Below are 24,867 nucleotides of genomic sequence, written 5' to 3'. Positions count from 1 at the left end.
TTAGCAAAAAATCAGCTATAGCAATCATGATTATTCTACTTCGGCGAGATTAAATACCTGACGTAAATAAGCCAAGAAAGTATCGTTATCGGTCATGGTTTTTCCTGGACTGTCAGAAATTTTGGCTACTGATTGACCATTACATTCCACCAGTTTTAACACAATATTCAGGGGTTTTTGTCCCAGGTCATTGGTTAAATTGGTACCAATACCAAAGCTGACCTGAAAACGGTCTTTAAAATACTGATGCAAGTTCCAGGCTTTCTCGATATTCAAGCCATCACTAAAAGTCAGCATCTTGGTTTTGCTGTCAATTTTCAGTTTTTTATAGTGCGCATAAGCCTTGTCACCCCACTCATAGGGATCGCCACTATCATGCCGTAAACCATCGAACAGTTTGGCAAAATACAGATCGAAGTCACGCAGGAAGGCATCCATCCCCACCACATCCGTCAGGGCAATTCCTAAATCGCCACGGTATTCCTGCACCCAGGTTTCCAGTGCCGCTTTCTGGAAATCGCGTAGACGCACATCCAGCGCCTGAAAGGCTTGCAGGAATTCATGCGCCATCGTCCCAATCGGGGTAATCCCTAATTCTTTGGCAATCAGCACATTGCTGGTACCACGGAAAATGTTAGGTACTGCTGCATGAAATTCTTCAATCACATGTTTTTGCCATGCAAAGCTATAACGGCGGCGGGTACCAAAATCAGATACCAGAAATGGTGGATCTTCCGGATTTTGTTCAGCTTGATATTTTTGAGTCAGGGCAATTTTAGCCTGTAAACGACGTTCACCTTCTGCCAAAACCTGATCACTACGAATGCGCGTGAAATACAGCTGATTGACAATGGCTAGAACAAAGATTTCAAACATCATCGCCTGAACCATCGGGCCTTCAACCCAAATGTCCAGACGACCTTGTTCATCAATGCGGGCTTTAATAAAACGGCGTTTTAGCTGGAACAGTTCCAGATAATCGACAAAGTCACTTTTGATAAAACGTAAACTGCGAAGATAGAGCAGCTCATCTTCTTTAAACTTAAGCTGGCATAAATAGTCGAGCTGTTGGTTCAAATCGTCCAGAATATCCGTCAGTGGATAAACGGTATCCTCTAAATTACGGCAACGGAAATGATAAACACTGTGCGTTTGAGGAAATTTATGCAGTACCACCTGTAGCATGGTAAATTTGTACAAGTCAGTATCAAGCAAAGATTGAATGATTGGAGCCATATCTAATGAAATTTCGCTGTGCTGACTGCATTAAAACACACTTTTTATCTTGATATTGCTAGTTTTGCGTACAGCTATGCCAGTCAAGCCCATATAGTCAGGGCTAAATCTCGCTTTTTTTCAATCCCAGGTCTTTATTTCATTTGCTACAAAATGCCTTTGCCACAAGTCTCCTGTTCAAATATCTATATTCATTTTCGTTAAAACCTTGGTGGGTCTATGTATGCAAAGAGAGAAGAAAATATTTAATAAAACCTGCTGATGCTATTGCGATATTGTTTGCATTTTAACGCTTAAATTTCTGCCTGTTTGCTACAATGCGGCGGATAAATTGAAGATATAAATTGGTTAAGTTATGCGTGCATTATTACAACGGGTTCTAGAAGCAAAAGTTGTGGTAGAAGGTGAAACAACCGGACAAATTGAAAAAGGCATTTTGGTTTTTCTGGGATTAGGCAAAGAAGATAATCTGGAAAAGGGCAAAAAGCTGATCGACAAGATTTTGAAATATCGCTTTTTTGATGATGAGCAGGGCAAAATGGGCTGGAATGTGGCTCAGGCTGGCGGTGGATTATTACTGGTTTCGCAATTTACTTTAATGGCGCAAACGCAAAAAGGCTTACGCCCCGACTTCGGTCCAGCGATGCCACCCAACGAGGCTAAAGCGTTATATGAAGCCTTGGTGGACTATGCAAAATCTCAATTTGAGCAAGTACAAACCGGTATTTTTGCAGCCGACATGAAAGTGCATCTGGTCAATGATGGTCCGGTGACGTTTAATCTGGAAGTGGAGTAATGCGACAATATTCCAAGCATAAAAAAGCCCCTCGATTGAGGGCTTTTTTATTTTAATTAAAGAGTGGCAAGATATTTTGCACGGTCCATTACCTCTGTAGGAATGTCTTGAACTAACATCACTGTTAATGATTGCAGGCCTTTAACTTTTGCTGATTGTTGAGTTTCTAAGACTGCATTTACGTCTTTTGGAGATAATGTATACATTGCTCCAGTAGCTGGATCAATAATCAGAAGGCCAAGTAAACCACCAAAGATAATATTACCTATATACCAACCATTTACACTTGCAGTTACTTGAATTTTTTTAGTTTGGAAACCTTCTTTTGAGAAAGCCACTTCATATCCCGCTGGTTTAAAGAAACCATTACCGCGTTTTAAAGTCACAGTAGCAGGAGTTGAGCCAGTATGAATCTTTTCACCTGATTTATTTGTAATAGTAATATTAGCCGACTCTGGTACTGATTTAAAAGTCAAAGTCTGTGTTGAACCAGAGAAAATACTGGCACAACCAGTAAAAGTCATTAAAGCTGCAATTACTGAAGCTGTTAAAATTTTCTTCATTAGAATACCCCCCTATTTAAGCGGGGGGTATTATTAATAAAAAAACTATACTTTTCAATTAATCTTCATTATTTACCGGTTTTTTCACGAATAAATGAACGTACCAATTTCACTTTTTCTTGTACCGGTTTTGGTAATTTTGGTGGAATCAATTTTGCAACTTTATTAAACCAGACCAAAAGACCGAAATCGCCTTCCATTTTAATGCTGCCATTTTGCATGCCAGTCATAAAAGCACTTGGATCACCTTTGACTAAAGTTTTTACACCCTGCTCACTGTCTGCAAATTGCAAAATAAAATCTGCTTTTTCTGCATCACCTGATACTGTGTCAATTTGTCCATTGTTTACAATAATTTGACGTGCAACACCTAAGTCGGTACCAATTTGAATACGGAATTGACGTTCATGAACCAGTTCAATAAATTTTGGACTGGTACGTGCCAATTGCTTCATACGCAAAGCCAAGCCCGCAACTAATAAATCAAGCGGATCCGTGCTTACATCGACCAGTGGTAATTTTACGACAGGAATCGAAGATAGTTTCATGACATTTAAGCCTATTGTAATTGTTGGAAAATTGACGACTTATCCTACCATAACTTGTGTTTTTTCAAGTAAGGCTTTGTATAACAATAATGAATAAAAAAAAGATGTGCCGGAGCACATCTTTTAATTTCTTTGATTTATCAGTCTTGCAAATTAGCGGCTTGAATAGTGTTGCTGCTCATCGTCATAGACTGGTGTATGTTCAATATAGCGGCGTTTGGCTAAAGCTCGCTCTGCACGACGATCTTCGCGGATTAACAGCATGGTCACAATAACCATCACCGACATTAACGCAGTCAGATAGCTGTATGCCATGGGTAAATCAAAGAGCAGTTGTGTACTTAAACGAATCGCTTCAATTAGTCCCCAAAACAGCATACCTGCAAACATAAAGCTTAACAAACGACGATAAGGCGAGAAGAAAACAGCTATCAAAGCAGCGGCAATCAAGCTTAAGCCTATGATGGTTGCTAAATTCGCTGTAACCATAAAAACCTCCGTCCTCTATAGGATTTTGACACTTTTATATGGGTCTAAATTAAATCCCCGATACCATGAATAAATGATGAAATATATTTATATCAATCTCTATGCAAGCATTATGCGGAGTTTTTTTAAGAAAAAAAGTCTTGTATTTTCAGCAAGCGACACACCTTGTCGCAATATTATTTTGTCATTACATTTTTTTATTTTTAACTTTTTCTGGAAGTGAGATGGGCTCGGACTTGCCGTGTCATTACAAAAAAACCACGCCTTAAAAGTGTTAAAAAAATATTTTTTTATAATGATTTGTATGCTGTTTTTGTCGACGATTCCATTTAACCACTCATCTTATTTTGCTTGTTTTTAAACAAAAAACGCGACATCAATGTCGCGTTTTATAGATCAAATTCGATAGTTGGACTCAAGCATTAGGCACGGCTGAGGTCTTTATCATGTACACCTAGCAGATATAACACCCCATCCAGACCCACACTTGAAATCGCCTGATTGGCATTCTGACGCACCAAAGGTTTGGCTCGGAAAGCCACTCCTAGACCGGCAATCGACAGCATCGGCAAGTCATTGGCACCATCACCCACGGCAATCGCCTGTTCCAGTGAAATGTCCATTTTGTCGGCCAATTCACGCAGCAGCAATGCTTTACGCGCACCATCAACAATATGTCCTTTGACTTCACCTGTCACCAGACCATCTTGTACATCCAGAATATTGGCATGTACTTCATCAATACCCAATTTCTCTTGCAGGTATTCAGCAAAATACTGGAAACCACCAGAAAGAATTGCGGTTCTATACCCCAATGCTTTCAAGGTTGAAATCAGGCGCTCTGCCCCTTCGGTCACGGTTAGACGCTCGGCAATTTTTGGCAGAACCGATGCATCCATCCCTTTGAGCAAGGCGACACGAGCACGGAAGCTTTGCTGAAAGTCCAGTTCACCTTGCATGGCACGTTCAGTAATTTCAGCGACTTGCTCACCAACACCGGCTTCAATCGCCAACTCATCAATGACTTCTTGCTCAATTAAAGTAGAGTCCATGTCGAAGCAGACCAAACGGCGATTACGACGGTAAGCATTATCTTCTTGAACCGCAACATCGACACTCAGCTCAGCTGATAGACGCAGGCAGGCCGCACGCATGGCGGTCGCATCCAGCATTTGTCCTTTCAGGCCAAATTGCACGCAAGAACGTTTTGGTCCTTCCACCTGATTATTCAGTTCCGGACGTCCCGATAAACGGGTGACTGTTTCAATATTAAAGCCCTGATTGGAGACAATCTGCGTCACCGCCTGTAACTGTGATGCGCTTAGCTCCGGTGCCAGAGCCGTCACGATATAGCGAGTCTGCCCGCCTTCACTCACCCATTGATCATATTCTGATGCAGAGATTGGTTTAAAGCGCACTGTTAAGCCAATATCATGTGCTAGAATCAGAATCTCCTTCATGGCTAATGCTGTAGCAGTTTGGTCATCTGACGAAACAACAATACCTAAAGTCAGTTGGTTGTGGATGACGGCTTGTCCAACGTCCAAAATTTGTAAAGAATGTACGGACAATACCTGCATTAATCGTGTAAATTGATTAGGCTGGTCGGGTCCCAAAAATGATATAAGAATGATTTCTCGCATGAATTGACTCGGATCTGAGCTACAACTATTGTTAGAATCATAATCGAATTTGAACATAAATGCCTTGGAAGTTTACGTTGAATGCGCCTAGACAAGGGCTATTTGCTAGCCTACTGATTGTAAGTTTTGCTTTACACACTTTTTTACTGGTCCTTGCGACGACGCATCAGCTGAATGCAAACCGCGCCAGTCAGGGACAGCTGATGACCTCGCAACTGGTCACAGACAGCCTGTCCGAGCTGGAACCGGCCAATACGGTGTCATTGGCATTATTGGCCGACCGTTATGCCACTAACCCGAGTGTGGCTTCTATTCGTATTCTAGATGCAAATAATCAGGTACTGGCAACAGGTGGTTTAACCAAAACACGCCAAGGCGAAGTGTTTGTTCGTGAAGCGCTGCAAAATGAAAAGAAAGTCGGCAGTATTGAAATTACCCTGATTCAGCCGAGTATTGGGGAAATTTTACGTACCCAATGGCTGGCGATTTTATTATCGTTGCTGATTCATGGCTTATTATGGTTAGCTTATCGCGCCATTGCCCGTCCAAGCCGTACCGAATATCTGGCGCGTATCAATAATGAATCCCGCCTTAAACATGAAATTCAAACCCTGACTCAGGCTTTAGAGCAGGAACAGCATAACGCCGCAGTGGCAATTGCCCAGGCACAGAGCAATGCTCAGGCAAAAGCGAAAGTCAAAGAATCGAAACCTATGGTGCTGAATGACAACTGTATTGCCTTAAATATCCAATTCTATGACCCTAAACAGTTGATGGATTCGGTCAATAAAACCATTTCAGTGCCGTATTTCAATTTATGTCAGATTTTCCTGAATAAAACGACAGAGTTGTGTGTTCAACACTACAAATTAAACAGTTCGGATATCGCTACGGTGCATAAATTTGATGAACATGGCGCAACCATCAGCATGTCGGTGGACACGCCAAATGCAGTGCAATGTCTGGTCATGATTAGTACCGTATTCCAGTTATTATCGGATGTGTTATATAAACGTTATCGTGAAGAAAAGCGTTTTGTGTTGCAAACCCGCAGTGCCATTTCCAGTCATGTTGAAGCGATGCATCTCAGCCCGGTTCAAGCGGCAGAACGTCTGGTACAGCAATTGACTGCCAAAGAAAGTGCCATTCATTTGCCGAATGAATTACTGAAAGATATTTCAGATCGTTACCAGTTGGTCAGTATACCGAATCCAACCAATGTGTTGACTCGTCATGCTTTCATGATGAACGGCATGGATAGCGAAGTAGCCGAATTGGCACAAACATTTAGAACGGAAATTTTAAAAGCCAAGCAATCCAAAGCCTCTTAAAAAGAGGTCAATAAAAAAGCCGAGCTGTTATGCTCGGCTTTTTTTATTCTCTACACGTCTCAACTGAGCTCAGCAGAGATTGTTTCACAATTATTCTATTTTATTGGCCCTGTTTGCCCAATAACTGGCTAATGCAGGGCCTGAAATGTTATGCCATAAACTAAAAATGGCACTTGGCACCGCAGTAATGGGCGATGCAGCAAAATGTACTGCCGCTAAAGCCACGCCTAAACCTGAATTTTGCATGCCGACTTCAATGGCAATAGCCTTACTGTCTGCATAAGGCAGTTTAAAGAAGCGACTTGCCCAGAATCCCAGTAAATAGCCCAGACCGTTGTGCAAGGCCACCACACCTAAAATCAGTAAACCTGATTGCAGAATCTGTACCTTGCTACCGGCAATAATTGCCGCCACGATGGCTACAATTGCCATCACTGAAATCAAGGGCATCACCTGAATATAGGCATCGACTTTGCGCTTCAATACTGCACGAACTATCAAACCCAGAATAATCGGGAATAGTACCACCTGAAGTATTGAACCCAACATCGACATGGCATTAATTTCAATCCATTGACTGGCCAGAAGATAGAAAATCACAGGGGTTAATACTGGTGCTAAAAGCGTCGAAACCGAAGTACAGGCCACCGATAACGCGGTATTTCCTTTGGCCATATAGGTAATCACGTTAGATGCTGTCCCGCCTGGGCAACAGCCGACCAGTATCACGCCTATGGCAATTTCCGGTGGCAGTTGAAACAGCTGACATAACAGATAAGCCAGCCCCGGCATCACCACAAATTGTGCAACCACACCAATTCCAACCGCTTTAGGACTTTGCAATACCCCTTTAAAGTCCTCTACCGTCATGGTCATGCCCATACCAAACATGATGATCCCGAGCATCCAGGTAATATAGACTTTAAGCCAGACGAAGGCTTCCGGGACAATTAAAGCAATACCGGCAAATAGCACTACCCAGAGGGCAAAGGTTTTCTGAATAAATTGCGTAAAGCGCAAAAAAGCAGACATACAATACATCCAATATTTATGCTGGTCTGATCTAGAGAGGACGTTTTACCATATCTATCAGACAAATCAGCAGCTTTATTCAACCTGATCATGTTTTTAGCAGCTGCTGAGTTGAACAATATCCTTCATCAAAATACGCTTGACCCCGGCTGCGAGCATGTCTTGCCAGGCATGCTGTAATGAACCGTGTAAATCGATGCCTTTGGTGGCATCGGAAATCACATAGGTTTTAAATCCCAATTTACAGGCATCTATTGCGGTCCAGGCCACACAAAAATCAGTGGCAATTCCTGCAATAAAAACCGTATCAATACCGCGTTCTTTTAAATAGCCGGCCAAACCGGTGGTGGTTTTCTGATCTGCTTCCAAAAAGGCTGAATAGCTGTCGATATGGGCATGCGTGCCCTTGCGGATGACCAGTTGTGCTGTGGGTAAATAAAGATCCGGATGCAACTCTGCATCAGCAGTGCCTTGTACACAATGTACCGGCCACAAAACCTGAGTGCCATACTCCAGCTCAATCGTTTCAAATGGCTGCTTTGCTATATGATTTTCAGCAAATGACACATGATTCTGGGGATGCCAGTCTTGAGTAATCACAATATTGTCAAAATACTGTGCCAATTGGTTAATGTTTGGAATGATCTGATCTGCATTCGCTACGGCTAAATTTCCACCCGGCGTAAAACCATTTTGTACATCGACAACAATCAAAGCAGTATTTTTTTGCATAATTCTCAGTCCATTCTTTACCTATTGTGATTTTTGTTAAGCATATAACAAAACAAATTGCAGTATTTATAGATACAGGTAAAAAGATAATGGCTGTGGAGGTAAAGAATCATGCTCGCGTGGCAAATCAGGCCTACATTTTCTATCCGCTGTCGGTCATTTTGTGCTTTGCGCACAGGCGAGGGATAGAAATAAAAATAGCCCGCCATAGCGAGCTATTTTAATAAGTCAAAACATTAAGCTTGTGTTTGTAAGCGACGCACCAGAATCAACATAAAGAGTGCTGAAATCACGATACATGGAATAGCAGCTGAAATTACCCCTGCTGCACCAAAACCTGCGGCAAGCAACTGACCTGCAATGGTTGGCCCAAGCATGGCGCCTACACGCCCTACCGCTGAAGCCATACCTACACCCGTTGCACGTACTTCAGTTGGGTAAACAATACTACCGAAAGCATACAGTACACCTTGGCAACCAATCACGAAGGCACCCACCAAGGCAGAAGCCATATACATTTGCGTTAATGAGCTGGCTGCATTCAAGCAGAATAAACCAGCCAAAATACCGCCGTACATCAATAGAATCACGTAGGCTTTTTTCCAGCGATCCGTCAGCATGCCCAGTACAATGGTACCAATCGTTGCACTGACCATGAAGAAGAATTGTGCAGTACTGCCTTCTTTACGGGTAAAGCCCAATTCCATAAACAGTGAAGGCAACCAGCTCAACATGATGTAGACCACCATCAGGGTGAAGAAATAGCTCACTGAAATGAGGCAGGTGCGCATCAAGTTGCTGCTGTTGAACAAATCTTTAAAAGAACCCTGAGTGACAGCAGCAGTTTTAGGGGTATTTTGTGCTTTTAAGAATTCACGTGATTCTGGTAGAAATTTAATCATAATAGGCAGCACGATAATTGGCAACAGACCACCTAGATAGAAAATATTTTTCCAGTTGGAGCCAAAATCCAAACTCGCAACATACGACAAAATGGCCGCACCCACAGGCATACCACAATACATCAGGCCTACAGCACGTCCCCGGTTCTCAGGCTTAACCGCTTCAGATGCCAGCGTGATCAAGTTTGGCATTGCTGCACCTAAACCGGCACCAGCTAAAAAGCGAACCAATAACAAGGTATTGAAACTGTTTACCCATACGGTACATAAGGTAAATACAGCAAATACGGCGACTGACCAAATCAGTACTTTTCTACGACCAATCCGGTCTGAATAACGCCCACCAATCAGAGCACCCGGCAATAACCCTAGAATTCCTGCGCTAAAAAATACTCCTAACTGAGAACTATCTAAGCCAAAAGCTTCACGAATACCGGCTGCTGCAATACCGGCAGCCTGAATATCCAATCCTTCAATGACAGCAATTAAAAAACAGATTGCCACGGTAATGACGGAATGCTTGTTATCTGATCTTTCCATTGGAAAATCCTTGTGCAATCAGTGTCCAAAATAGAACAGCATCATCCACGAGTCTTGAAATTCAAATAACTACCAATAAGTGGAATAATCTATACTTTATTGACAAAAGTGCCGGCTATTTAAAACTTCCCCATACCCCAAACAGATAGTCGCAAAAACACTTAATCAACTTTAACTCACACAGAAAAAATTAATCTGAGCAGGATAATTTTTATTCTGAAAATCATCCTGTGCGAAAAGAGCAAAAATACATTAATAGTTTTTATTAATTACTAAGGTCGTTTTTAATGATCATTTTGATAGATGAATAGTCTGATTCATATAGCTTAAAAGTCTATGCTGAGCTGTATTAAATCTTAAATTCCGATTTTTTTACCCGGAATTACCGAGTTGATTGGGTCAAGCCTAGCTTTTTAAGACAGAAGCAGCCATTTTCCAGTCCAAAAAACGGTTTTCAGTGCTTTAAGCTGATTAAAATTATCATTCAAATTCATTTAAGAAAATGAACGGGGTTTTGTTTGTTAGATTTTTCACTTGCTTTTCATAAAGTTTTTAGATGGTTTGACTAAAGCATATTGTTCTTCACCGCTTGTTCGTTCATAATTTGCATAAGCATTATTCAATTTCATTCAATTCCATTGAATTTTGCTATAAATCAAAATACGTAACCGTCCACGTCTCTGTTTTTCTACCTCAGTTGGATGGCCAAATAGGATAATTTTTTAAAATGACTCAGCAAGCACAGATCATTCAAGGTTCAATTGTCGCAATCGTCACCCCGATGTTTGAAGATGGCAGCGTAGATTGGAAGGGTCTAGAAAAGCTCGTTGAGTGGCATATCGCACAAGGCACCAACAGTATTGTAGCTGTGGGCACGACAGGCGAAGCATCAACTTTAAGCATGGCTGAACATACCCAGGTGATTAAAGAAATCATTCGTGTGGCCAATAAACGTATTCCTGTAATTGCAGGTACTGGGGCTAATTCTACCCATGAAGCGATTGAACTGACGCGTGAGGCCAAAGAGCTGGGCGCAGATGCAGCTCTCCTGGTCACGCCTTATTACAACAAACCAACTCAAGAAGGTTTATATCAGCATTATAAAGCGATTGCTGAAGCGGTAGACTTACCTCAAATTCTGTATAACGTTCCGGGCCGTACTGGCGTGGATATGCTCAATGAAACCGTAATCCGTCTGGCTGACATTCCACAAATTATTGGCATTAAAGATGCGACCGGTGATGTAGCCCGTGGTAAAGAACTCATTGAAGGATTAAACGGCAAAGACATGACCGTTTACTCGGGTGATGATGCCACTGCATACCAGCTCATGGGTTGTGGTGCACAAGGCAACATTTCGGTGACTGCTAACGTGGCACCTAAAGAAATGAGCCAGATCTGTGCTGCTGCACTTGCAGGTGATGCAGATCGCGCTGAAGCCTTAAATAATGAAGTTGCAAATTTACACAATATTTTATTTTGTGAATCTAACCCAATTCCTGTGAAATGGGCACTCCATGAAATGGGCTTAATTGGTACCGGTATTCGCTTACCATTAACTCCTCTTGCAGAACAATATCGTACCCCATTGCGTGAAGCACTGAACGCTTCGGGTGTCATTAAATAAAGAGCACAACACTATGCAATTACGTTTTGGTTTAATCCTTGCACTTTCGGCATTCAGTTTAGCGGGTTGTAGTTCCATGGGAATCAGTAACGGTTCACTGGACTATAAAAATACAGCAACCCTTGAACCTCTGAAATATCCGGAAGGCTCAATGGTTCGACCAGCAACGCCATTGTATCCATCTCCAACGGTTGACCCGCTTGCCATTGAGCATGCACCGAAGCTGGAAAATAAGCGCGGCAACCGTTTTGCTCTACCACGTCCAGACAAAACTCAGACCAATGCAGCAGCAAGTGATCAGAATGACAGTACAAATGTCAGTCGTCCACAGCTGGTTCGTGATGGAAATCAAAATCCTCTGCTCAAAATCGATGGAAATTCTGCTACAATTTGGCAGTACACACTTGCCACCCTCAGCAGCCTGAACCATACCATTGTGGGTCAAAGTAAAAATCGTTACGAAGTGACTATTAAGATTGATCAGCAGATTTATGTATTAAGACTGACCTCTGTAGGCACAAGCAACAACATCGCTGTGTTCAATGCCGATAACAGCTTTGCAGACAAAGAAAAAGCTGCAGAACTGTTAACCCAGATTTACCAAAATTGGCCAGCCTAGTCGTACTAGGCATTTTTTTTTGAAAAAGGTTCCCCCATGTTGAAACAAACCTTGCTCTATACTGGTAAAGCGAAATCTGTTTATGAAACAGACAGTGCAGATCACCTCATCCTAGTCTTCCGTGACGATGCATCTGCATTTAACGGCGAAAAAATCGAACAGCTGGATCGTAAAGGCAAGGTGAACAACCGTTTTAACGCCTTCATCATGGAAAAATTGGCTGCTGCTGGCATTGAAACTCACTTCGAAGAACTTCTTTCTCCTACTGAAGTTTTAGTGAAAAAATTGCAAATGATTCCAGTTGAATGTGTAGTACGTAACTATGCTGCTGGTTCATTGTGCCGTCGCTTGGGTGTAGAAGAAGGTAAAGAACTCGTTCCACCTACTTTCGAATTGTTCTTTAAAGATGACGCGCTTGGCGATCCAATGGTGAATGAATCTCAGGCAATTGCTTTAGGCTGGGCAACAGCTGAACAATTGGCGCAAATGAAAGAACTGACTTACAAAGTGAATGATGTTCTTAAAGGTTTGTTTGACGCAGGTAATATGCTGCTTGTTGACTTCAAACTTGAATTTGGTGTATTCCACGACCGTATCGTTCTAGGTGATGAATTCTCTCCAGACGGTTGCCGTCTATGGGACAAAGACACCAAGAAAAAACTCGACAAAGACCGTTTCCGTCAAGGTTTAGGCGGTGTGGTTGAAGCGTATGAAGAAGTTGCTGCACGTTTAGGTATCGATCTTTCTGATATCTAATCAGTTATCTGATTCAAAAACCGGGCTGTTTAGCTCGGTTTTTTATATTCCCAAAAATCGAAAAAACAGATGTTACTAATAAAAATGAACGTTTTTACATCATTATGATTTTTATTTAATATAGCTTACATACCAGGTGACAAGAGGTTGGCCTAGATGGCTTGAAAACATCTTGCTTGCCGACCAAGATATTTAGTTTACCCTCTAGGATGTATCTCCCCCAAGACATCCTATTTTCAGCCCAATCCGTCCTATGGATTGGGCTTTTTTTTGTCTTACTGCTGTTGCTGTTCCTGCTGCCAACGACGCTGTTGTAGACGCTCGCCTTCCACTTCACGTTTATTTCGAGCGGACTCATACAGCTTGGTGCCTTTTAATTCAGGCGGCAAATAGTCTTGCAAGACAAAATGTTCAGGATAATTATGCGGATAAAGATAATCTACACCATAGCCTTGCTGTTTCATCAATTTGGTAGATGCATTGCGTAAATGTAGCGGCACAGGTAAATTCGCGGTTTTTTCCGCTAAGTCGAGTGCCTTGTTAATGGCCAAATAAGTGCTGTTACTTTTAGCACTGGTCGCCAGATATACCGCACATTGACCTAAAATAATCCGGCATTCCGGCATGCCTACAGCTTGAACTGAACGGAAACACTCGCCTGCCAACAGCAAGGCATTCGGATTCGAATTGCCAATATCTTCTGAAGCGGCGATGAGCATACGACGGGCAATAAACACTGGATCCTCGCCCCCTTTCAGCATGCGCGCCATCCAGTACAAGGCAGCATCCGGATCACTGCCGCGAATCGATTTAATAAATGCCGAAACCAAGTCGTAATGCTGCTCGCCTGATTTATCATAACGGGCAATATTCTGCTGGGCCACCTTGACCACTATGGCATTGGTGATGATATTTTCTACATCAGTTTCAAAAGTACTGGCTATTAAATCCAGTAAATTAAGTGCCTTACGTGCATCACCAGCAGCAAATTGCAGTAATGCTTCGTATTCTTCAATTTGGATATAACGTTCTTTTAAAAAATTATCCTGCTTTATCGCATTATTCAACAAAGTTCGAATTGCATCATCATCCAGGGCATTTAAGGTATATACCTGACAACGCGACAACAAGGCATTGTTGACTTCAAAAGATGGATTTTCTGTCGTCGCTCCAATTAAGGTAATTTTCCCCTTCTCGACTGCATTCAATAAGGCATCTTGCTGCGACTTGTTAAAACGATGAATTTCGTCAATAAATACCACAGGCGTCAGTAAATCGCCACTTTCGGCAATCACTTCACGCAGTTCTTTTACCCCGGTATTCAAGGCCGATAAACTGACAAATGGCCGATCCACCGCCTGTGCCAAAAGCAAAGCAATCGTGGTTTTTCCTACCCCTGGTGGTCCCCAAAAAATAATCGAAGGTAAATGTCCCTGATCAATCATTTGACGTAAGGGTGCACTTGCCCCTAATAGATGATCTTGACCAATAATTTCGGACAAGTCACGCGGGCGCAGTCGTTCAGGGAGGGGGATATGGCTCTCAGACATCTTGTTATTTCTTTACTCTACTTAAAGTAAGTCTACTATGTAATTTTAATATCGCGTATTTCAAATGAACCGATTTACAAAAAAATCCTATTGTTACTTTTACATCATCCACATCATTATTCTGTCTGTTTTACGTGAATTTAATTTTAAATGACTTTTAAATCGTTTTTAGATGGTTTAAAAAAGAGAGTGAAGTCGATTCAACAAAATAAGTAAGCCATCAGAAATACAAACTTAATCGTTCTACTTCCAAATGTTCATATGTATAATTATGTGAAATACGTCACACTTTAAGCATCTTGATTATTTAAATGGGTGAGCTTTATGGAAAATATTTTCAAAAACAAGCGAAGACCTCGTAATCAGGATGACAAAACATCCGTTTTAAATCTATTATCTGACAAAAATCTTATTATTCAAAATATCCTTGATCAATTCCCCCTGCTGGTCTGGGTCAAGAACAAACAACATCAGTATTATTATAATCAAGCGCTTTGCGACTATATTGGTCAGACTCTTCCTCTACAGCATAGCGATGCGTCTGAAAAATTCATTCATCCTGATGATTATTCGAACTTTAGTTTACTCTGGCAACATGCTTTACATACCCAACAAGGTTTTGAACAAGAATGCCGAATTCAACACGGTGAAAAAGACTACAGAATTTGCCTGATTTCCGTTCAACCGGTACAACATTTAGATAATATTGATTGGATGGTGACGGCCACCGATATTCATGATCATTATTTAAAGCATACCGAGCTGCATCAGCAAGTGCATGCACGGAATAAAATGCTGAATGCCAGCATAAACGATACTCAACCTTTAACTCTACAGCATCATATTCCCCAACAAGAAATTGTGGAAAAAAATCTTCAACAGCTCATTGAACTCGACGAATTAACCGGCTTATATAACCGTGGCGCATTTAATAAAATTTTAAAAAAAACCATTCAAAATGCCCAGCAGCAGCAACAGTCTGTGGGCTTTTTGCTGATTGATTTAGACTATTTCAAACATATTAATGACACCTTAGGGCATATTGCAGGTGATTATTTACTTCAGATTTTAGGGCAGCGCTTGCGGGACTGTTTTAATGAACAGGTGGTGCTGTCACGTCTGGGGGGCGATGAGTTTTCGATTATTGTGCCGCATCTAAAGGATGAATCTGAATTGTTGAACCTTGCAAAAATAGCACGTCAGCAACTGGATATCCCGATTTGTTATGCCGGACAATATATTAATGGCGGGATGAGCATTGGCGGTGCCATGTATCCTCAACATGCAAAAAATAGCTCAATGTTGTTGCGCTGTGCCGATGTCGCCCTGAATGATCTTAAAATGAGTGGCCGTGGCGGCATCCGGATGTTCCAAAGTACCATGTTCAAGAGCATACAGCTCACCACCAAACAGCTTGCGCTGGCCCGGGCAATTATTCATCGCAATAAAATTTTTCCGGTCTATCAGCCCAAGGTCAATCTTGCAGATGGAAAAGTCATTAGTTTTGAAGCCTTGCTGCGCTGGTATGATGCAGATGATCAAATCCAGCTGCCCTCACATATTTTTTCTGCATTTCAGGACTATGAACTGGCCACGCAAATTAGTGAAATCATGCAGCTGAAAGTTTTTCAGGATATGAATCGCTGGCTGGCAGCTGGCCTAGAATTGTTACCGGTTTCCATTAATGCTGCACCTGTTGAATTTTTAAGGGATAACTATGCTGAAAAGCTGTTAAGCCGAATAGCTCAATTTAAGATTCCCCATTCTCTGATTGAAATAGAAATTACTGAACAGAGTCTTTCTGACCGTGGTTCCGACTATGTGATCCGCGCACTTAAATTATTAAAACAAGCCGGACTGAGCATTTCATTAGATGATTTTGGTACAGGTCATTCATCCTTGACCCGGTTAAGAGATTATCCGGTCGACTGCCTGAAGATTGATCGAAATTTCATCAAAAATATGCACACTGACCCTTCAGCTCTGGCTATAGTCAAAGCGATTAGCCAGATTGGTAACAGTATCTCGCTGGATATTTTGGTGGAAGGCATTGAGAAAAAAGAGCAGGTTGAGGCCCTTCAAGCCTGTGATTGTCATAGCGGACAAGGCTTTTACTTTTATCATCCCATGATTTTTCAGGATGCCACGCAATTATTGAAGCCTGTAGCGCATACAACGCAACCCATCAGTTCCTCTAGTTAATTAATTACGTGCATTCATACTCGTAGTCATCCTTGGCTTTAGCGTCTTACGATATGACTGGATTACCTGTTCAGGATTTAAGATCTTCACATGATAGAAGCTTTCCTGATCATGAACAGATTCAACGAACCCAGCGCACAATATATTCATCAATATCATCTTCATTGACTTCTGTTTCGGAAATACAACGACCCGCTGCGGATTTTCTAGCTTTGATCACACTACTGCGAGTGCCTGTAATTAAATAATGCCAGGTAGGTAAATTTTTGCCTTCGTTTAAACGACGGTAAGCGCAGCTTAATGGAAGCCAGTGAATATTGGCCAACTTCTCTGGCGTCAACTGAATACAATCCGGCACATATTCAAGCCGCTGTTCATAATTACTGCAACAGGCTGTTTCGCAATCTAAAAGCTTGCAGGCTACTTTGGTATAAGCGACTTCTTGCAGTTCTTCATCTTCTAACTTGATCAAACAACACAAACCGCAACCATCGCATAATGCCTCCCATTCGGCAGGATTAAGTTCAGTTAAAGTGTATTTTTTCCAAAATTGTGGACGCAATTGTTCAGTCATAGCAAAGAAAAAATTGAAAGGAAGCGGCTTATTATAACGCGTTATAACGTGTTCAAGTTCACAATTTAAGAATGTGATTTTTACTTCAAATCATATATTTGCTGTCAAAGTGAACATTTTTTCAACATAAGCATAACACTGTTGGAAATTTTCCGCCCCTATACTAAATCTACTTTAAATCTACTTTGAAAATAACAACACATGGAGAAAGCTTATGTTCCGTTGGGCCATTATTTTTGCAGTTATTGCACTGATTGCTAGTCTATTAGGTTTTGCTGGTGTCGCAGGATTATCTAAAGATTTTGCGGTTATTTTACTCGTCGTTGCCGTTATTTTGGCAATCGTCGGCTTCCTCTCTCGAGGAAGAATTTAGTTAAATGACTTCCGCTTAAAAATATCTTACTCGATATAAAAAAGAGCCTGATCAGGCTCTTTTTTATATGCGTTTTTTGCTGTCGTTCTTCTATTTTAACAATACAAAAATAGATGATTTTTAGGCGATTTCCATTCAGTTTTCAATTTCATGAGTTAAATCGCTCTTTATCTGACTTAGCTTATGTAACTAATCTCGGCACATTAATAAAGTCGTAAATTAAGGACGTAAATGACGTGGTCGAAAGCCGGTTGCCAATAGACCAATGCCATAAGCCACCACACCGATTACGCACAAACCGGCCACTTCAAGGATACGTATCCACTGCGATACATCTCCGTTGTACCAGCTTAAGCCATACCACAGTGCAGCAATCATAGCAGCATTGGCAATCCCATACTGGAGAAACAGCTTTTTCCAATGTGCGCCAAAACGGAAAATATTGCGTTGATGCAGATAGAAATACAGCATACCGGCATTCACCAGTGCAGACCCTGAGGAAGCCAAGGCCAGCGCCATGTGCTCAGCCTCCCAATGAATCAGTTTAAAGAAACCAATAAACACCACGTTTAAAATCGCATTGGCAGCTACCGACATTAATCCGACCCGAACCGGGGTACGGGTATCTTGCTGGGCATAAAAACCGGGTGCAAAAACTTTAATCAGCATAAAGGAAATCACCCCGGCACTCATACACTGCAAAGCCAAAGCAGTCATTTGCGTATCTTCAAGGGTAAATTGTCCACGTTGGAACAAGGCCTGAATGATCGGAGTAGAAAGCATAAACAAGGCAATGCTAGCTGGAATGCCGACCAGCATAATCACTTTCGCTGCCCAGTCAATCATGCCACGGAACTTGATCTGATCCTGTTCGGCATGCCGTGCAGACAATGACGGTAAAATCACCGTACCAATCGCTACCCCGATTAATCCCAAAGGCAATTCCGTCATACGTTCTGCACTGTATAACCAAGACACCGAACCATCCTGCATGAAGGATGCCCAAATGGTATTCAACAGCAAGTTAATTTGCGTGACCGAAACACCAAACAGTGCCGGGAGCATCAATTTCATGATGCGATCGACACCTTCGTGTTTGAAATCCACTTTCGGTGGAATCAGCAATTTTTTACGCCACAGCTCTGGAATTTGAATCACCAGCTGCAAGATACCGGCTATCACTACTGCCCAACCGAGTGCCATAATCGGTTCGGCCATATAGGGCGTTAGCCACCATGCTGCTGCAATCATGGTGATATTCAGCAACACCGGTGAAAAAGCCGGGGTAGAAAAAGACCCATAACTGTTCAAGATACTGCTGGCAAAAGCGGTCAGCGACATAAATAGCAAATACGGTATGGTCAGACGGAACATGTCTGTGGCCAAGGCAAATTTTTCTGGGTCGTCATGGAAGCCGGGCGCATAAATATAAAGCACCGCAGGTGCCGCAATCATGGCAATAAAAGTCAGGGCGGTCATAAATGTCGCAAGACAGCCAAAGACCCGGCTAATCAGAATTTGCACTTCTGCATGGGTTCGTGTGGTTTTATATTCGGTTAAAACCGGTATAAAGGCTTGCGAAAATGCCCCTTCGGCAAACAGCCGCCGAAAAAAGTTGGGAATACGAAACGCCACCACAAAGGTATCGAAATCTTTACCTGCACCAAACACATTCAGCAATACCACATCTCGGACTAGACCCAAAACCCGAGACAACATGGTCATTGCACTTACAATAAAGGTCGACCGCCAAAGCGCCATCGTAACCACCCAGTGAAAAATTAAGTCGCTATTGTAATGAAACTCAACATGGAATTTCGTTGTTTAATCATAAAGCCCATGCATTATTGAGGAGTTTTATGCTGTTGTAATAAAGTTCTGAATTTGACCCAGTCAAAAAACGGTCCCGGATCGGTTTTACGTCCAGGTGCAATATCCGAATGACCGGCCAAATGTTGTAAAATTTTTGGATAAGCCGCCTGCAATGCAACCGTCACTTGTGCCAGCACCGTATACTGTGTCTCGTCAAAAGGCAAATCATCACTGCCCTCCAGCTCGATGCCGATGGAATAGTCATTACATTCTTTTTTGGTTAAATAGCTTGAACGTCCGGCATGCCAGGCACGATCATTAAAATTGACGAATTGCAGGACTTCACCACTACGTAAAATCAGCAGATGCGCAGAAACCTGCATGCCTTCAATAGCTTGAAAATACGGATGCTGTGACCAGTCCAGCTGGTTTTGAAAAAACTGTTCAATATAGCCTCCACCAAACTGTGACGGCGGCAGACTGATGTTATGCACCACAACCAGTTGAATTTCAGTTTGCTCGGGACGTGAATTATAATTTGGGGAAGGTACTTGCCTTGCACCGATTAACTGACCATCGATGACCTGAAAAAAGGGTGCCTGTTGCATATTCCGATCCTGAGTCCTGTTCGCATGATTTTAGCGCAATCCTAAAACTTTAAACTTAAAATCTCAAATTCTGGAGATAAAAATCGCTTGAAAAAACATTTCTTTTAAATGAACAATGCTAATATAACGCGCAATTTTCATGGGTTAAAAAAGATACGGAAATACTGATGAGCATCTCTCAAGCCTTGCTGGAACAATCGATCCAAATCAACATTCAACAAGCATTACAAGAAGATATTGGCGAAGGTGATATCACCGCTTTATTAACCCCTGAAGATGAACAAGCCACTGCCACCATCATCAGCCGTGAAGAGATGGTGCTTGCCGGTCAACCTTGGGTCAATGCTTTAATTCAAGCCTATGATGCAACGGTCCAGGTGACTTGGCTTAAAAATGACGGCGACCGTGTACAAGCCAATGAAACCTTTTTAAAACTGGCCGGTTCAGCACGCAGCCTGCTAACCGTGGAACGCCCTGCCCTGAATTTTATCCAGACGCTTTCTGCGGTGGCCACTAAAACAGCTGAATATGTAAAACAATTACAAGGCTTAAATACCAAATTGCTCGATACCCGCAAAACCTTGCCAGGTTTACGTATTGCACAAAAATATGCAGTCGCCGTTGGCGGTGGTCAAAACCATCGCTTAGGTTTATTCGACGCCTTTCTAATTAAAGAAAACCATATTATGGCGGCTGGTGGCATTGCTCAGGCCATTGCCAAGGCACATAACATCGCACCGGGGAAACCAGTCGAAGTTGAAGTTGAAACTTGGGATGAACTGAATCAGGCTTTAGAGGCCAAAGCAGATATCGTGATGCTGGATAACTTTAGCCAACAGCAAATGATTGATGCCGTTCAGCATGTTGCCGGTCGTTGTAAGCTGGAAGCATCGGGCAATATTACCATTGAAAACTTGCGTGAAGTGGCAACCACTGGTGTGGATTATATTTCGATGGGTGTTTTAACCAAAGACGTCAAAGCGGTTGATCTATCCATGCGTTTTAATGCTTAAGTTTGCTCAGTATCATTTTGCGGTTTAGATTCCGGTTTAGAAGTTAAATCCTGAATTTCACTGGCTGGTGGGTTCTGTTGCCAGGCGGATGGCATGGATTTTTGTTCTGAAGCTCGCGGATCACTGGTCATAAGTGCCAGCGTTACCACGGATACCAGCAGGATTATAATATTTAACATTCTATACTCCTGTAAATAAAGCATCAGTCTAGAGCCTGAATATGAGCTGAATCTTAAGCAGGCGTTTCAAAGCGTTTGGCTATTGCAAGCTTTTGTAGCCCTTCCTCTCATATTCTGGATATAAAAAATGCACCTTCAGGTGCATTTTTTATATATTTAACTCAACAACTTACCAGCCTAAAGCTTCCTGTTGTTTTTTAATCAGTTCTTGAATGCCTTTTTCAGCCAATTCAAGCATTTCATTACATTGTGCACGGGTAAATGGCTTGTCTTCAGCAGTACCTTGCAGCTCAATGAACTCACCTGCTTGCGTCATCACCACGTTTAAGTCAGTTTGGCAGTTTGAATCTTCTTCATAACACAGATCTAGCAAAGCTTCGTCTTGATACATACCGACAGAAATTGCAGCAACCAGACCTTTCAGCGGATCTTGTTTAATTTTCTTGGTTTCAAGCAATACATTCATGGCATCAATTAAAGCCACAGCTGCACCGGTAATAGATGCAGTACGGGTACCACCATCCGCCTGAATTACATCGCAGTCGATGGTAATGGTATTTTCACCTAGTTTTTTCAAATCCACCATGGCACGCAAGCTACGACCAATCAAACGCTGAATTTCTTGAGTACGACCACTTTGTTTACCACGTGCTGCTTCACGGTCACTGCGGGTATGAGTAGAACGTGGCAACATGCCGTATTCAGCAGTAACCCAACCTTGTCCCTTGCCTTTTAAGAAACGCGGCACTGAATTATCAATACTTGCAGTACAAAGAACTTTAGTATGACCAAATTCAATCAATACTGAACCTTCCGCATAACGTGTATAGTTACGGGTAATTTTTACGTCACGTAATTGATCTAATGTACGTTGGTCGATACGCATAATGAGTCCTTATTTGGGCTAAAATTCATTGCGGCCTAGTATAACAGAAGCAAGCTTGAAGGTTTTGCCGGGACATTGTCTATTGGCAAAAACCATCAAGCCATTTTCACTGTATTTCGCATGAATAAGCTTCGCTTTCGATCCTGCACTGTGGAGGATCCTCGCGATTTTGCCTTAAAAGCTCAATAATGATTTTAATTTTTGTGTCGATTGTTGAATAGAACTGGTCCATGAATTTGGCAATGAACATTTGGCCAAACGTACCCAGACACTACCAAACTGTTTCATGAAACTAGCTTCATTGTAGTGAATACCATACTCTGCACATAAGGCACGTATTTTCGGTGCTGCTTCGGCATAACGGTTAGCAGGCATATCCGGGAATAAATGGTGTTCAATTTGATGACTCAAATTACCACTTAAAATATGCAGCCATTCTGTACCGGTAAAATTACTCGATCCGCGAATTTGACGTAAATACCATTCTGCACGAGTTTCAGTATCGGTATTGTCTGGTTCAAAGGTTTCGGCATCTTCAGTGAAATGTCCATTAAAAATCACCGCAGAAGCCCAAAGGCTACGAATCACGTTGGCGACTGCATTTCCGGCAAATACAGGAAGCGCATTCGGACCGGCAATTAAAGGGAAAAACACGTAATCCTTGGCAATCTGACGGGTGGCTTTTTTACGGAATTTTGCTGACTCTTTCCAGACCTGTTTCCAGCTTTTGGTTTTATAGGCAATCGCATCTTCCAAATGTAGGTTTTGCACGCCTACATACCATTCAAAGAACACCATAAGCTGAATGGCTAAAGGAATATTGAATAAAAAGCGCGGTTCCCATTTTTGCGCCTCACTGACCCGAATCAGACCATAACCAACATCATGATCCTTACCAACAATATTGGTATAGGTGTGATGGATATAGTTATGGGTGTGTTTCCAGTCATCACCAGTCGCCATGGTATCCCAGTCATAATTGGCACCGTTCAGATTCGGATCATTCAGCCAGTCAAACTGACCGTGCATCACGTTATGGCCCAACTCCATATTTTCCACGATTTTAGAAATACCCAATAAACCGGTTCCCAATAACCATACGGGTGGAATCCAGCCACCAAACATTAACATTCCGCGTGATGCAATTTCGCTATAACGGACAAAATCACGGATTTTATAAATATACTGGGCATCTTGCTCTCCAATACTGTCCATAATTTCACGGCGAATTGCATCGACCTTTTCACCGAATTCTGCAATTTGCTCTGCACTTAAATATTTTGATTTACTATTTTCTGGAAACTTAACTGACATATTCATTATTTTTCTCCTGAGTCATGCTTCAGCACCTATTCGTAGCAAGTGCAAGCAGTACTAAATTTTTTAAAGGTTGATCACTACAGGACTGACGGCTTGGCTAATACACAACTTAATTTGGCTATTGCTGTCGTGGTCAATTTCACCGGTCAGCAGATTTTTGGTTGAACCGCTGACTTTGGTGCAGGTACAGGTATTGCAGATGCCCATACGGCAACCATGCGCTGGTCTTAACCCCGCCTGTTCGGCACTTTCCAGCAAATTGGTTTTGGCTTCAAATTCTTGTTGGGCACGTAAAAACACCACCGGTTGTACTGCTGCATTTTCATCCACAACGACCTGAAAATATTCCTGTTTTAATAGATTGGCAATACCCAGCCCCTGATAAATCTGATTCAGGCTTTGCATCATGCCCTTGGCCCCACAGGCATAACTTTGGCGCTGCTGGAAATCCGGAACGGTACGTTCAAGCAGCTCGGCAGTTAAATGTTGCTTCTGTGCCAGCGTGTTAAAATGGTGATAGTGAAACTGTGGATATTGTTCGGCCAATTGCTGCAATTCGCTATGAAAAGCCTCATCACGGCTAAAATAGATCAGGTCAATTTGACTGACTTTTTGGCGGATTGCTTGTTGCAATAAAGAGTAAATAGCAGTGATCCCGCTCCCTGAAGCCAATAACAGAATAGGCGCAGAGGATGAAGTTAATGTGAAATCACCCTGAACTTGAGAGATTTCCACTACACTGCCTACCGTCAAATGAGTTAAAGCATTGGATACTTTGCCCTGACGTTTCACTGCAATGACAACGTTGCCATTTTCGGTAATTTTTACAATTGAATAACTGCGTTGCTCACGTACACCTGCAATCACTAGAGTCACTAAAATACTTTGCCCAGCATGAAAAGCATTAGCACGAAAATTATGATTCGGCTGCAACTGGATCTGATAGAATTCTGAACTTAGCATCTGTACATCGACAATGCTGGCTTTGACTTTTTTCCATGCCCAAACCGGATTTATTTTTTCAGCAATAAAATCGACGAAATCTTCTCGAATCCATTGCGGCTGATATTGCATCACATGACTCATATGACGTTCCTCTTTTATTACTGGCTATTTATTTGAGTGAACAGGTGTTCTTATAGTGAACACTTGTACACTATAATGATTTTATGTTTCGGTCAACACTTGTTCACTGACATTCATCGCTAATTTTGTTTTTTTTTTGATAAACTTCTTTGCAGAATTTTTTTTAGGGTAGTCGAATGTCGATTCGGGATGAGCGTAAACAGCAGAGCCGCCAAGCACTTTTAGATGCAGCGTTGGCTTTAAACACGTCTGGGCGTTCTTTCAGCAGTATCAGTTTGCGTGAAATCGCACGCCATGTCGGCTTGGTACCGACTGCATTTTATCGACATTTTCAGGATATGAATGAACTGGGCCTGGAACTGGTCGATCAGGTGGCCCGGCATTTAAAAGGCATTTTGCATCAATTGGGCCAGGCTTATATTTATCAGCCAAATACCAAAGCTCAAATCA

At 42.1% G+C, this 24,867-nt stretch carries 25 protein-coding genes; 9 read left to right on the top strand and 16 right to left on the bottom strand.

The window, feature by feature from the left end; genetic code table 11:
- Nucleotides 1–30: 30 nt before the first annotated feature.
- Nucleotides 31–1,236, bottom strand: a complete 1,206-nt coding sequence (pncB, locus tag B2Y23_RS09155; RefSeq protein ID WP_291354208.1) for a nicotinate phosphoribosyltransferase — start codon at nt 1,234–1,236, stop codon at nt 31–33.
- Between the two features lie 355 nt (nt 1,237–1,591).
- Here pncB and dtd point away from each other — a divergent pair, with 355 nt between their 5' ends.
- Nucleotides 1,592–2,032: a D-aminoacyl-tRNA deacylase gene (gene dtd, locus B2Y23_RS09150; protein ID WP_291370386.1), complete on the top strand. Its 441-nt coding sequence runs from the start codon at nt 1,592–1,594 to the stop codon at nt 2,030–2,032.
- A 56-nt stretch (nt 2,033–2,088) separates the two neighbouring features.
- On the opposite strand, the gene B2Y23_RS09145 is transcribed toward dtd, so the two are convergent.
- The 4 genes from B2Y23_RS09145 to serB form a co-directional block, all read right to left on the bottom strand.
- Nucleotides 2,089–2,595: a hypothetical protein gene (locus tag B2Y23_RS09145; RefSeq protein ID WP_291370384.1), complete on the bottom strand. Its 507-nt coding sequence runs from the start codon at nt 2,593–2,595 to the stop codon at nt 2,089–2,091.
- A gap of 68 nt (nt 2,596–2,663) precedes the next feature.
- Nucleotides 2,664–3,143 carry an SCP-2 sterol transfer family protein gene (locus B2Y23_RS09140; RefSeq protein ID WP_291354211.1) on the bottom strand — a complete coding sequence of 160 codons (480 nt, stop codon included), beginning with the start codon at nt 3,141–3,143 and terminating at the stop codon, nt 2,664–2,666.
- A 153-nt stretch (nt 3,144–3,296) separates the two neighbouring features.
- On the bottom strand, nt 3,297–3,632 hold the full coding sequence (gene aciT, locus B2Y23_RS09135; protein WP_291354212.1) for an AciT family ciprofloxacin tolerance protein: 336 nt from the start codon (nt 3,630–3,632) through the stop codon (nt 3,297–3,299).
- 422 nt (nt 3,633–4,054) lie between these two features.
- Nucleotides 4,055–5,275 (bottom strand): phosphoserine phosphatase SerB, encoded by a 1,221-nt coding sequence (gene serB / locus B2Y23_RS09130; protein ID WP_291354213.1) that lies wholly within the window; start codon nt 5,273–5,275, stop codon nt 4,055–4,057.
- 77 nt (nt 5,276–5,352) lie between these two features.
- On the opposite strand from serB, the gene B2Y23_RS09125 reads away from it, so the two are divergent.
- Nucleotides 5,353–6,606 carry a hypothetical protein gene (locus B2Y23_RS09125; RefSeq protein WP_291370407.1) on the top strand — a complete coding sequence of 418 codons (1,254 nt, stop codon included), beginning with the start codon at nt 5,353–5,355 and terminating at the stop codon, nt 6,604–6,606.
- 90 nt (nt 6,607–6,696) lie between these two features.
- Here B2Y23_RS09125 and B2Y23_RS09120 read toward each other — a convergent pair whose 3' ends face one another.
- The 3 genes from B2Y23_RS09120 to mhpT form a co-directional block, all read right to left on the bottom strand.
- Nucleotides 6,697–7,638, bottom strand: coding sequence for a bile acid:sodium symporter family protein (locus B2Y23_RS09120; protein ID WP_291370382.1), 942 nt, complete (start codon nt 7,636–7,638; stop codon nt 6,697–6,699).
- A gap of 96 nt (nt 7,639–7,734) precedes the next feature.
- Nucleotides 7,735–8,370, bottom strand: coding sequence for a bifunctional nicotinamidase/pyrazinamidase (gene pncA / locus B2Y23_RS09115; RefSeq protein WP_291370380.1), 636 nt, complete (start codon nt 8,368–8,370; stop codon nt 7,735–7,737).
- Between the two features lie 236 nt (nt 8,371–8,606).
- A complete protein-coding gene (gene mhpT / locus B2Y23_RS09110) occupies nt 8,607–9,812 on the bottom strand; it encodes a 3-(3-hydroxy-phenyl)propionate transporter MhpT (RefSeq protein WP_291370377.1) in 1,206 nt (401 codons plus the stop codon).
- A 727-nt stretch (nt 9,813–10,539) separates the two neighbouring features.
- Here mhpT and dapA point away from each other — a divergent pair.
- Genes dapA through purC form a run of 3 tightly spaced genes read left to right on the top strand, consistent with a single transcriptional unit; the run spans nt 10,540 to nt 12,814 of the window.
- The gene (gene dapA, locus B2Y23_RS09105) at nt 10,540–11,439 is read left to right on the top strand and encodes a 4-hydroxy-tetrahydrodipicolinate synthase (RefSeq protein WP_291354217.1); all 900 of its coding nucleotides are present in this window, start codon (nt 10,540–10,542) and stop codon (nt 11,437–11,439) included.
- Between the two features lie 13 nt (nt 11,440–11,452).
- Nucleotides 11,453–12,058: a lipoprotein-34 precursor (NlpB) gene (locus B2Y23_RS09100; protein WP_291370375.1), complete on the top strand. Its 606-nt coding sequence runs from the start codon at nt 11,453–11,455 to the stop codon at nt 12,056–12,058.
- A 36-nt stretch (nt 12,059–12,094) separates the two neighbouring features.
- Entirely contained in the window at nt 12,095–12,814 is a 720-nt protein-coding gene (gene purC / locus B2Y23_RS09095) for a phosphoribosylaminoimidazolesuccinocarboxamide synthase (protein ID WP_291354219.1), read from the top strand.
- Nucleotides 12,815–13,089: 275 nt separating this feature from the next.
- Here purC and B2Y23_RS09090 read toward each other — a convergent pair whose 3' ends face one another.
- Nucleotides 13,090–14,364, bottom strand: coding sequence for a replication-associated recombination protein A (locus B2Y23_RS09090; protein ID WP_291370373.1), 1,275 nt, complete (start codon nt 14,362–14,364; stop codon nt 13,090–13,092).
- 324 nt (nt 14,365–14,688) lie between these two features.
- Between B2Y23_RS09090 and B2Y23_RS09085 the strand changes: the two genes are divergently transcribed.
- Nucleotides 14,689–16,566 carry a sensor domain-containing protein gene (locus tag B2Y23_RS09085; RefSeq protein WP_291370371.1) on the top strand — a complete coding sequence of 626 codons (1,878 nt, stop codon included), beginning with the start codon at nt 14,689–14,691 and terminating at the stop codon, nt 16,564–16,566.
- A gap of 121 nt (nt 16,567–16,687) precedes the next feature.
- On the opposite strand, the gene B2Y23_RS09080 is transcribed toward B2Y23_RS09085, so the two are convergent.
- Nucleotides 16,688–17,140 carry a YcgN family cysteine cluster protein gene (locus B2Y23_RS09080; RefSeq protein WP_291370369.1) on the bottom strand — a complete coding sequence of 151 codons (453 nt, stop codon included), beginning with the start codon at nt 17,138–17,140 and terminating at the stop codon, nt 16,688–16,690.
- Between the two features lie 214 nt (nt 17,141–17,354).
- On the opposite strand from B2Y23_RS09080, the gene B2Y23_RS09075 reads away from it, so the two are divergent.
- On the top strand, nt 17,355–17,513 hold the full coding sequence (locus B2Y23_RS09075; RefSeq protein WP_291354224.1) for a DUF1328 domain-containing protein: 159 nt from the start codon (nt 17,355–17,357) through the stop codon (nt 17,511–17,513).
- A 219-nt stretch (nt 17,514–17,732) separates the two neighbouring features.
- Here the strand turns inward: B2Y23_RS09075 and murJ are convergent, their stop codons facing one another.
- Both murJ and ampD read right to left on the bottom strand, forming a co-directional pair.
- Entirely contained in the window at nt 17,733–19,283 is a 1,551-nt protein-coding gene (murJ, locus tag B2Y23_RS09070; RefSeq protein ID WP_291370367.1) for a murein biosynthesis integral membrane protein MurJ, read from the bottom strand.
- Nucleotides 19,284–19,357: 74 nt separating this feature from the next.
- Nucleotides 19,358–19,933 carry a 1,6-anhydro-N-acetylmuramyl-L-alanine amidase AmpD gene (gene ampD, locus B2Y23_RS09065; protein WP_291370365.1) on the bottom strand — a complete coding sequence of 192 codons (576 nt, stop codon included), beginning with the start codon at nt 19,931–19,933 and terminating at the stop codon, nt 19,358–19,360.
- Between the two features lie 167 nt (nt 19,934–20,100).
- On the opposite strand from ampD, the gene nadC reads away from it, so the two are divergent.
- On the top strand, nt 20,101–20,946 hold the full coding sequence (nadC, locus tag B2Y23_RS09060; protein ID WP_291370363.1) for a carboxylating nicotinate-nucleotide diphosphorylase: 846 nt from the start codon (nt 20,101–20,103) through the stop codon (nt 20,944–20,946).
- Here nadC and B2Y23_RS09055 read toward each other — a convergent pair.
- The 4 genes from B2Y23_RS09055 to B2Y23_RS09040 form a co-directional block, all read right to left on the bottom strand.
- Entirely contained in the window at nt 20,943–21,125 is a 183-nt protein-coding gene (locus tag B2Y23_RS09055) for a hypothetical protein (RefSeq protein ID WP_291354228.1), read from the bottom strand. The two genes, nadC and B2Y23_RS09055, sit on opposite strands and share 4 nt — an antisense overlap.
- A 169-nt stretch (nt 21,126–21,294) precedes the next feature.
- Nucleotides 21,295–22,011: a ribonuclease PH gene (gene rph / locus B2Y23_RS09050; RefSeq protein ID WP_291354229.1), complete on the bottom strand. Its 717-nt coding sequence runs from the start codon at nt 22,009–22,011 to the stop codon at nt 21,295–21,297.
- Nucleotides 22,012–22,185: 174 nt separating this feature from the next.
- Nucleotides 22,186–23,331: a fatty acid desaturase family protein gene (locus tag B2Y23_RS09045; protein WP_409449766.1), complete on the bottom strand. Its 1,146-nt coding sequence runs from the start codon at nt 23,329–23,331 to the stop codon at nt 22,186–22,188.
- 63 nt (nt 23,332–23,394) lie between these two features.
- Nucleotides 23,395–24,417 (bottom strand): ferredoxin reductase, encoded by a 1,023-nt coding sequence (locus B2Y23_RS09040; protein ID WP_291370361.1) that lies wholly within the window; start codon nt 24,415–24,417, stop codon nt 23,395–23,397.
- A gap of 176 nt (nt 24,418–24,593) precedes the next feature.
- Here B2Y23_RS09040 and B2Y23_RS09035 point away from each other — a divergent pair.
- A partial coding sequence (locus B2Y23_RS09035; RefSeq protein WP_291370359.1) for a TetR family transcriptional regulator occupies nt 24,594–24,867 on the top strand: 274 nt, incomplete at its 3' end.

Source organism: Acinetobacter sp. UBA5934, from assembly GCF_002430855.1.
Taxonomy (GTDB): domain Bacteria; phylum Pseudomonadota; class Gammaproteobacteria; order Pseudomonadales; family Moraxellaceae; genus Acinetobacter.
The sequence above is the reverse complement of the archived record's forward strand: the minus strand, read 5'-3'. Positions and strand labels throughout refer to the sequence as shown.